Genomic DNA, 10,175 nt, shown 5'->3' on the forward strand with positions numbered 1-10,175 from the left:
TAAGGATTCTTCAAACAGTTGAGCAAAAGATTCAGTCATGTTTAATCTTCAGGTTAATATTAACGTCCACCTGACACCTTGTCGGATGGGGTTGTTTCACATACCCGCTGTCAATCCTTTGCAACGGGGGTACTGCAAATTCGGTCGCGTCTTACGCGATTGCCAATTTCTGGCGCGCATAGTCTAACGCTTTTTCAATTACTTGCTCAATGCTTAAGGTGGTGGAATCCAACACTAAAGCATCGGCGGCAGGAACCAGCGGCGCAACGGCACGATTACGATCGCGGTCGTCTCGCTCCTTTATCTCTGCCAAAAGGCGCTCAAAGTTAACACTAAAGCCCTTTTCCTGCAACTGTAGCATGCGGCGTTGCGCACGTTCTTCCGATGAGGCATCGAGGAAGATTTTGACCGGGGCGTCCGGGAACACCACGGTGCCCATGTCGCGGCCGTCGGCAATCAGGCCCGGCGCTTCGCGGAAAGCGCGCTGACGACGCAGCAGCGCTTCACGCACGCGCGGGAAGGCAGCCACCTGTGAAGCGGCGTTAGCCACTTCCTGAGTGCGAATTTCGCCGCTAACGTCTTCCCCTTCAAGGATAACTTCCAGCGCGCCATCAGTAGAGACAAAACGTACGTCCAGATGCGCCGCGAGCGGAACCAATGCGTCTTCCGAGTTCACATCAACATGGTGATGCAGCGCCGCAAGCGCCAGCACGCGATAGATAGCGCCGGAGTCCAGCAAATGCCATTGCAATGCTTCTGCCATCGCTTTGCACAGCGTGCCTTTACCTGCGCCGCTCGGGCCGTCAATGGTAATTACCGGGGCAATTGCCGTCATCTCACTCTCCTTAATAAAAGGCATACATAACGTAAACGCCGCGCATTATACGCATCTCTGCGCCAGACGGTTACCTTTGTCTGCGAATTCCAGAATTAGCCCTATCAATAGCAGGAGAATAGACAAGTATAGTGGGCCTGGCGTGAGCTAGCCCGGAAAGTGGCAATGATTTAATTTTTAGCCGCAAAAAGTCCGAAAAAAACGCCGACATCAGGCCGGCGTTTGACATGAGAGAAAGCACTAAGCCAGGGTGCTAATACGCGCCAACTGCTCGAAATAGTCCGGGAACGTTTTCGCCGTACATTTCGGGTCAAGGATGGTGACTGGGGTATCCGACAGCGCCACCAGCGAGAAACACATCGCCATACGGTGATCGTTATAGGTGCCGATTTCCGCAAAATTCAGCGTCGCAGGCGGTGTCACACGAATATAGTCTTCACCTTCTTCAACTTCAGCGCCCACTTTACGCAGTTCGGTCGCCATCGCGAACAGGCGGTCAGTCTCTTTCACACGCCAGTTATAGATGTTACGCAGCGTCGTCGTGCCTTTGGCAAACAGCGCCGCGGTGGCAATCGTCATCGCCGCGTCAGGGATATGGTTCATATCCATGTCAATTGCGTTCAGCTCGCCGTGGGTGCAGGCAATGTAGTCATCGCCCCAGGTGATGGTTGCGCCCATTTTCTCCAGCACGTCAGCAAAGCGAATATCGCCCTGTACGCTGTGGCGGCCGATACCGGTCACCTTCACGGTGCCACCTTTAATCGCCCCGGCCGCAAGGAAGTAAGAAGCTGAAGAGGCGTCGCCTTCTACCAGATATTGTCCAGGAGACACATATTGCTGATTACCGCTCACGACGAAGCGCTGGTAATTCTGGTTTTCAACTTCAACACCGAAGGTTTTCATCAGGTGCAAGGTGATATCAATATACGGTTTGGAGACCAGGTCACCCTTGATACTAATGGTGGTGTCCTGCGGCGCCAGCGGTGCGGTCATCAGCAGCGCGGTCAGGAACTGGCTGGAAACGCTGCCATCAACCTCAACGTTACCGCCGTTAAAACCGCCCTTCAGTCGCAGCGGCGGGTAGTTTTCCTGCTCCAGATACTCAATTTGCGCACCGCCCTGACGTAGGGCATCGACCAGGTGGCCAATCGGACGCTCCTTCATGCGCGGTTCGCCGGTCAGCACGATATTGTTTGCGCCGAGGCACAGCGCGGCAGCCAGCGGACGCATGGCGGTGCCGGCATTACCCAGGAACAGCTCCAGCTCGCCGGGCGCCTGCAGCGGGCCGCCGTTGCCGGTCACTTCGCAGCGGGTACGATCGGCAGACAGGGTGTAGTGAATTCCCAGCGCTTTCAACGCGTTCAGCATGTGGCGAACATCATCGCTGTCCAGCAGGTTTGTCAGGACGGTGGTGCCACGCGCCAGCGCCGCCAGCAGCAGCGCACGGTTCGACACGCTTTTAGAACCAGGCAGATTAATCGTGCCGTCTACGCGCGCGATAGGTTGTAACGTCAGGGATTCCATGAAACTCAACTCTCAAAAGCAGAAGTAAAAACCCCACAGACAGGTGCTGTGGGGATGAACAAAAAATAAAATTAACCGTGGCGACGTTCAAAGTCCTGCATGAACTCCGTTAACGCCTGTACGCCAGCCAGCGGCATAGCGTTATAGATGGATGCGCGCATCCCGCCCACGACGCGGTGGCCTTTCAGCGCATGCAGGCCGGCGGCAAAGGATTCCTCGAGGAACACTTTGTCCAGCGCGCTGTCGGCTAGCTGGAACGGCACGTTCATGCGTGAACGGTTGGCGCTGGCCACGTCGTTGCGATAGAAATCGCTGCTATCAATGGTGTTATACAGAAGATCGGCCTTCTGCTGATTGATGCTGTCCATGGCCGCAACGCCGCCCTGCTCTTTCAGCCATTTGAAGACCAGACCCGCCAGATACCAGGCGAAGGTCGGCGGCGTGTTGAACATGGAGTCGTTGTCGTTCAGCACGGTGTAGTCGAGAATCGACGGGCAAGCCACGTGGGCTTTACCCAGCAGATCTTCGCGCACGATGACCAGCGTTAAGCCCGCCGGGCCAATGTTTTTCTGCGCGCCTGCGTAAATAACGCCGTAACGGCTGACGTCAAGCGGGCGAGAGAGAATGGTCGATGAAAAGTCAGCGGCAACGATCACGTCTTTACCAAAGTTCGGCGTCTCTTCAATCGCGATGCCGTCAATGGTTTCGTTCGGGCAGTAGTGCAGATAGGCCGCGTTATCGGAAAGCTGCCAGTCGCGCATCGGTTTAACCGCACGCTTGCCGTCGACGGTAATTTTCGCGTCGATAACGTTCGGGGTGCAGTATTTTTTGGCTTCTTTTACCGCACTTGCCGCCCAGTAGCCCGCATCGACGTAGTCGGCAGTGGTTTTGTCACCCAGAATGTTCAGCGGAACGCCGGCAAACTGACCGCGTCCGCCGCCGTGGCAGAACAGTACTTTGTAGTTGGAAGGGATATTAAGCAGGTCGCGGAAATCTTTTTCTGCTTCCTCCGCCACATGGATAAACTCTTTACCACGATGGCTGACTTCCATTACCGACGTACCTAACCCGTTCCAGTCGCAAAGTTCTTTCTGCGCCAGTTTAAGAACTTCTGCCGGAAGCATCGCCGGACCTGAACTGAAATTAAAGACCTGAGCCATAACCCTCACCACATTGCAATGTTGTCTGACCGCATGCCTCGCGCGTCATCAACGCGTGGGCATAAGTTATTCCTGTGGCTATTGGTTTTATCATTCAGTGACACGCGCCGCAATGTCTAAAACTTTCTGCCGCCGAAATGCGCCGTTCATCACACAATAGATTCTGCCGTCTTGCCGGTACAAAACCGACAAAATCGCTGTCAGGCAATGCGTTTCGCCCTGCTCACCTTCGTCCATGCCGGATTTGCGCAGCGCGGACATAATTGGCGCTCCCCCGCCTGTAGGCCGACAACATAGCTGCAACGGACGCACGCGTACTCTCCCGGCTCAGGCACCGCTTTAAATCGCTGGGTCAGGCTATCGGGTAAGATACACAGGCCAGGTTTTACCTCATCGTCGGGATAAAAAAACACGCTAATCTGGCCGTCGGTTTCCATAATCGCCAGGCGGACCTGCCCAAGTTGCTCAATACTGTTAAGACGCAGCGCCATAAAAAAATCCAGCTCCGTCAGATTCGCTCGCCGCACGTTCTCCCAGGCCAGTTGGCCTTCTTTCACGATGACAATCGCTTTGCCTTCGAGTAGATCCTGCACTTTCTCGCTTTTCGACATCAGCCACATCGCCAGCCGATACAACAGCGCGAGAGTGACAAAAACGGCCAATACCGGTACCAGCGGGACATCATCATAAAACGCCACGTCTCCCGCCGCCGACCCCAACGTCAGGATAATCAGCACTTCAAAGAGCGACATCTGGCGAACGCCGCGGCGCCCGGTAATTTTGAGAAACAAGAAAACCAATACGAAAGTAAAGAGGCACCTTAGCGCCACTTCACCTAAAAATTCAGGGGGAGCTTTATCAAATGCCATCCGTTGAAGATCAAATGCTTTCATTTTTCGACGCCTTAACAGTAGGTTATCGTCAGTAAGCATAGCTGCCCCTTTTATTTTCGCCGAAGATAGCACCCGTCACGCAAAACCCGTATCATTGCGCGCTTTCCGTACGACAAAAGAGATTGCTATGACGCAAACCTATATTCCCGGCAAAGATGCCGCACTGGAAGATTCCATCGCTCGCTTCCAGCAAAAGCTGCTCGATCTGGGCTTCGATATTGAAGAAGCCTCCTGGCTGAACCCGGTTCCTAACGTCTGGTCGGTGCATATTCGTGATAAGGCATGCTCTCTGTGCTTTACCAACGGCAAAGGCGCGACCAAAAAGGCGGCGCTGGCTTCCGCGCTGGGCGAGTACTTCGAACGTCTGTCAACCAACTATTTCTTCGCCGACTTCTGGCTGGGCGACAAAATCGCCAACGATCCGTTCGTTCACTACCCGAACGAAAAATGGTTCCCGTTGACCGATGACGACGAAGTGCCGGAAGGCCTGCTCGACGCGCGTCTGCGTGCGTTCTACGATCCTGACGATCAGCTGACCGCCAGCATGCTGGTCGACCTGCAGTCCGGCAACGACGATCGCGGCGTGTGCGGCCTGCCGTTTACCCGTCAGTCCGATGGTGAAACCATTTATATCCCGATGAACATCGTCGCGAACCTGTACGTTTCCAACGGCATGTCGGCGGGCAACACCCGTAACGAAGCCCGCGTTCAGGGTCTGTCGGAGGTGTTCGAACGCCACGTGAAAAACCGCATCATTGCGGAAAGTATCAGCCTGCCGGAGATTCCGGCCGAAGTGCTGGCACGCTATCCGGGTGTGGTGGAATCCATCAAAACGCTGGAAGCGGAAGGTTTCCCGATCTTCGCCTACGACGGCTCTCTGGGCGGCAAATACCCGGTGATTTGCGTCGTGCTGTTCAATCCGGCAAACGGTACCTGCTTTGCTTCCTTTGGCGCGCATCCGGACTTTGGCGTCGCGCTGGAGCGTACGGTAACCGAGCTGCTACAGGGTCGTGGTCTGAAAGATCTCGACGTGTTCACGCCGCCGACCTTCGATGACGAAGAAGTGGCTGAGCATACCAACCTGGAAACCCACTTCATTGACTCCAGCGGTTTGATCTCCTGGGATATGTTCAAGCAGGACGCCGACTATCCGTTCGCCGACTGGAACTTCTCCGGCACAACCGAAGAAGAGTTCGCTACGCTGATGGCTATCTTCAAAGAAGAAGATAAAGAAGTGTACATCGCCGACTACGAGCACCTTGGCGTCTACGCGTGCCGCATCATCGTACCGGGCATGTCCGATATTTATCCTGCTGAAGATCTGTGGCTGGCAAACAACAATATGGGTAGCCATCTGCGCGAAACGATCCTCTCCCTGCCGGGCAGCCAGTGGGAGAAAGAAGAGTACCTGAATCTGATCGAGCAGCTCGACGATGAAGGGCTGGACGACTTTACCCGCGTGCGCGAACTGCTGGGTCTGGCGACCGGTCCAAACAACGGCTGGTACACCCTGCGTATTGGCGAACTGAAAGCCATGCTGGCACTGGCGGGCGGCGACCTGGAACAGGCGCTGATCTGGACGGAATGGACCATGGAGTTCAACGCCTCGGTATTCAGCGCCGAGCGCGCCAACTACTACCGTTGCCTGCAAACGCTGCTGCTGCTGTCCCAGGAAGAAGAACGTGAGCCCCTGCAGTATCTGAACGCGTTTGTCCGTATGTACGGCGCCGATGCGGTGGAAGCCGCCAGCGCGGCGCTGAGCGGCGAAGAGGCATTCTATGGCCTACAGCCGGTTGACGGTTCTCTGGAGGCCTTCCCGGCCCATCAGTCGCTGTTACAGGCCTACGAGAAACTGCAGCGCGCAAAAGCCGCTTTCTGGGCGAAGTGATCGTTTCTCCATATAAATAGTAGGTTTAATCGACGACCTGGGCTATATTACGGGGCCACTTGCTGGCCCCTTTTTTATATTTCAACGTTTCGCTTCGTGATTCTGTGAAAATAAAGTTAAACATAAGTAAACACTATAATTAGTAGCTTACTTTTATTGTTAAATTTCACGATCATTACTCCATTTTAATTAACCAATAAAATGAAGGTAAAAGAAAAAATTCAACTGAATTTGTAAATCTTAAAATTTATTTTCACCTTATTATTCATATCGTTAGCAAGGGATTGTTGAAAAACCACGCGTTCTTCAGGCCTATTAGCCAGGTGAGATATGATCTACATCAAATTCTCATCTATAATGCTTTGTTAGTATCTCGTCGCCGATTAAATAAAAAGAGAGAGTTAGTGTGAAAGCTGACAACCCTTTTGATCTACTCCTTCCTGCCGCTATGGCCAAAGTTGCCGAAGAAGCAGGTGTCTATAAAGCAACCAAGCATCCGCTGAAAACCTTTTATCTGGCGATTACTGCGGGCGTCTTTATCTCGATTGCTTTTGTTTTTTACATTACCGCAACCACAGGTACAGCGGGCATGCCGTTCGGCATTGCTAAGCTGATTGGCGGTATCTGTTTCTCGCTTGGCTTAATTCTTTGCGTAATTTGTGGCGCTGACCTCTTTACATCGACCGTCCTCATCGTTGTGGCGAAAGCCAGCGGCCGAATCACCTGGGGTCAACTGGCAAAAAACTGGCTTAACGTCTATGTTGGTAACCTGATCGGCGCGCTGCTGTTCGTGTTGCTGATGTGGTTGTCCGGTGAATACATGACAGCCAACGGCGGATGGGGGCTAAACGTCCTGCAAACCGCTGACCACAAAATGCACCATACATTTATCGAAGCCGTCGCTCTCGGCATCCTGGCGAACCTGATGGTCTGCCTGGCAGTCTGGATGAGCTACTCTGGCCGCAGCCTGATGGATAAAGCCATGATTATGGTTTTACCGGTTGCCATGTTCGTCGCCAGCGGTTTTGAGCACAGTATCGCAAACATGTTTATGATCCCGATGGGTATCGTAATACGCAACTTTGCTAGCCCGGAATTCTGGACCGCTATCGGTTCGACTCCGGACAGTTTCTCTCACCTGACCGTGATGCACTTCATCACCGATAACCTGATTCCGGTAACCATCGGGAACATCATCGGCGGCGGTTTGCTGGTTGGGTTGACATACTGGGTCATTTACCTGCGTGGCGGCGACCGTCATTAATTGATGGTTGCTCCAGGCAGTAAATAAAAAGTCCACTTAAGATAGGTAGGTGTTACATGTCCGAACTTAATGAAAAGTTAGCCACAGCCTGGGAAGGTTTTGCGAAAGGTGACTGGCAGAATGAAGTAAACGTACGTGACTTCATCCAGAAAAACTACACTCCGTATGAGGGTGACGAGTCCTTCCTGGCTGGCGCAACTGACGCGACCACAGCACTGTGGGACAACGTTATGGAAGGCGTTAAACTGGAAAACCGCACTCACGCGCCAGTTGACTTTGACACCGCCGTAGCTTCCACCATCACTTCCCACGACGCTGGTTACATCAACAAAGCGCTGGAAAAAATTGTTGGTCTGCAGACTGAAGCTCCGCTGAAGCGTGCGCTTATCCCGTTCGGCGGCATCAAAATGATCGAAGGTTCCTGCAAAGCGTACAACCGCGAGCTGGACCCGACCATCAAAAAAATCTTCACCGAATACCGTAAAACCCACAACCAGGGCGTGTTCGACGTTTATACTCCGGACATCCTGCGCTGCCGTAAATCCGGTGTTCTGACCGGTCTGCCAGACGCATACGGCCGTGGCCGTATCATCGGTGACTACCGTCGTATCGCCGTTTACGGTATCGACTACCTGATGAAAGACAAATTCGCTCAGTTCTCCTCTCTCCAGTCTGATCTGGAAAACGGTGTGAACTTGGAAGCGACTATTCGTCTGCGTGAAGAAATCTCTGAACAGCACCGTGCGCTGGGTCAGATCAAAGAGATGGCTGCTAAATACGGCTACGACATCTCTGGTCCGGCTACCAACGCTCAGGAAGCTATCCAGTGGACTTACTTCGGCTACCTGGCCGCGGTTAAATCTCAGAACGGCGCAGCAATGTCCTTCGGTCGCGTATCCACCTTCCTGGATGCTTACATCGAACGTGATATCAAAGCAGGCAAAATCACCGAACAAGAAGCTCAGGAAATGATTGACCACCTGGTCATGAAACTGCGTATGGTTCGCTTCCTGCGTACCCCTGAGTATGATGAACTGTTCTCCGGCGACCCGATTTGGGCAACTGAATCCGTCGGTGGTATGGGCGTTGACGGCCGTACCCTGGTCACCAAAAACAGCTTCCGTTTCCTGAATACCCTGTACACCATGGGTCCGTCTCCGGAACCGAACATCACCATCCTGTGGTCTGAAAAACTGCCGCTGGCGTTCAAAAAATTCGCCGCGAAAGTGTCCATCGATACCTCTTCTCTGCAGTACGAGAACGATGACCTGATGCGTCCGGACTTCAACAACGATGACTACGCTATCGCTTGCTGCGTAAGCCCGATGATCGTTGGTAAACAAATGCAGTTCTTCGGTGCGCGTGCAAACCTGGCGAAAACCATGCTGTACGCAATCAACGGCGGCGTTGATGAAAAACTGAAAATGCAGGTTGGTCCGAAATCTGAACCGATCAAAGGCGACGTTCTGAACTTCGACGAAGTTATGGACCGCATGGATCACTTCATGGATTGGCTGGCTAAACAGTACGTCACCGCGCTGAACGTTATCCACTACATGCACGACAAGTACAGCTACGAAGCCTCTCTGATGGCGCTGCACGACCGTGACGTTATCCGCACCATGGCGTGTGGTATCGCTGGTCTGTCCGTTGCTGCTGACTCCCTGTCTGCAATCAAATATGCGAAAGTTAAACCGATTCGTGACGAAGACGGTCTGGCTATCGACTTCGAAATCGAAGGCGAATACCCGCAGTTTGGTAACAACGACCCTCGCGTTGATGACATGGCGGTTGACCTGGTAGAACGTTTCATGAAGAAAATTCAGAAACTGACTACTTACCGTAACGCTATCCCGACTCAGTCTGTTCTGACCATCACCTCTAACGTGGTTTATGGTAAGAAAACCGGTAACACCCCAGACGGTCGTCGCGCTGGCGCGCCGTTCGGTCCAGGTGCTAACCCGATGCACGGCCGTGACCAGAAAGGTGCTGTTGCCTCTCTGACCTCCGTTGCGAAACTGCCGTTTGCTTACGCGAAAGATGGTATCTCTTACACCTTCTCTATCGTTCCGAACGCACTGGGTAAAGACGACGAAGTTCGTAAGACCAACCTGGCTGGTCTGATGGATGGTTACTTCCACCACGAAGCGTCCATCGAAGGTGGTCAGCACCTGAACGTGAACGTCATGAACCGTGAAATGCTGCTCGACGCGATGGAAAACCCGGAAAAATATCCGCAGCTGACCATCCGCGTATCTGGCTACGCAGTACGTTTTAACTCCCTGACTAAAGAACAGCAGCAGGACGTTATCACCCGTACCTTCACTCAGTCCATGTAATGGATTTGACTGAAATCGCGATTTAAAAAGCGTACAATAAAGGCTCCACGTCAGTGGGGCCTTTCTTATAAGTGCTCTACGCTCTCCGAGCCTATTTTGCCTGCTAACTTCTATAATCAGGTTAACAAGCAAAATAAACTCAAGACGGCCTGAAATCATGATCGTCACCCTGCCGGACGCAGGGAAGAACTGGAGATAACACTGCAATGTCTGTAACTGGTCGCATTCACTCCTTTGAATCCTGTGGCACCGTTGATGGCCCGGGCATCCGC

The 10,175-nt window shown here is 53.1% G+C and carries 8 protein-coding genes; 4 read left to right on the forward strand and 4 right to left on the reverse strand.

Annotation, left to right across the window (positions count from 1 at the left end):
• Positions 1–151: 151 nt before the first annotated feature.
• From cmk to ACW14G_RS20770, 4 genes are all read right to left on the reverse strand, one after another.
• A complete protein-coding gene (gene cmk, locus ACW14G_RS20755; RefSeq protein WP_064548793.1) occupies positions 152–835 on the reverse strand; it encodes a (d)CMP kinase in 684 nt (227 codons plus the stop codon).
• 240 nt (positions 836–1,075) lie between these two features.
• Positions 1,076–2,359: a 3-phosphoshikimate 1-carboxyvinyltransferase gene (aroA, locus tag ACW14G_RS20760; protein ID WP_249022088.1), complete on the reverse strand. Its 1,284-nt coding sequence runs from the start codon at positions 2,357–2,359 to the stop codon at positions 1,076–1,078.
• A gap of 71 nt (positions 2,360–2,430) precedes the next feature.
• Entirely contained in the window at positions 2,431–3,519 is a 1,089-nt protein-coding gene (gene serC, locus ACW14G_RS20765; RefSeq protein ID WP_249022089.1) for a 3-phosphoserine/phosphohydroxythreonine transaminase, read from the reverse strand.
• A gap of 200 nt (positions 3,520–3,719) precedes the next feature.
• On the reverse strand, positions 3,720–4,412 hold the full coding sequence (locus tag ACW14G_RS20770; protein ID WP_249022090.1) for a DUF421 domain-containing protein: 693 nt from the start codon (positions 4,410–4,412) through the stop codon (positions 3,720–3,722).
• Between the two features lie 127 nt (positions 4,413–4,539).
• On the opposite strand from ACW14G_RS20770, the gene ycaO reads away from it, so the two are divergent.
• From ycaO to ACW14G_RS20790, 4 genes are all read left to right on the forward strand, one after another.
• Positions 4,540–6,300, forward strand: a complete 1,761-nt coding sequence (gene ycaO / locus ACW14G_RS20775) for a 30S ribosomal protein S12 methylthiotransferase accessory factor YcaO (protein ID WP_163448502.1) — start codon at positions 4,540–4,542, stop codon at positions 6,298–6,300.
• A 406-nt stretch (positions 6,301–6,706) separates the two neighbouring features.
• Positions 6,707–7,564 carry a formate transporter FocA gene (focA, locus tag ACW14G_RS20780; protein ID WP_064548778.1) on the forward strand — a complete coding sequence of 286 codons (858 nt, stop codon included), beginning with the start codon at positions 6,707–6,709 and terminating at the stop codon, positions 7,562–7,564.
• A 56-nt stretch (positions 7,565–7,620) separates the two neighbouring features.
• Positions 7,621–9,903 carry a formate C-acetyltransferase gene (gene pflB, locus ACW14G_RS20785; RefSeq protein WP_455648759.1) on the forward strand — a complete coding sequence of 761 codons (2,283 nt, stop codon included), beginning with the start codon at positions 7,621–7,623 and terminating at the stop codon, positions 9,901–9,903.
• Between the two features lie 206 nt (positions 9,904–10,109).
• The coding region (locus ACW14G_RS20790) for a hypothetical protein (protein WP_249927188.1) at positions 10,110–10,175 on the forward strand (66 nt) is incomplete at its 3' end.

Source organism: Kluyvera sp., assembly GCF_965301105.1.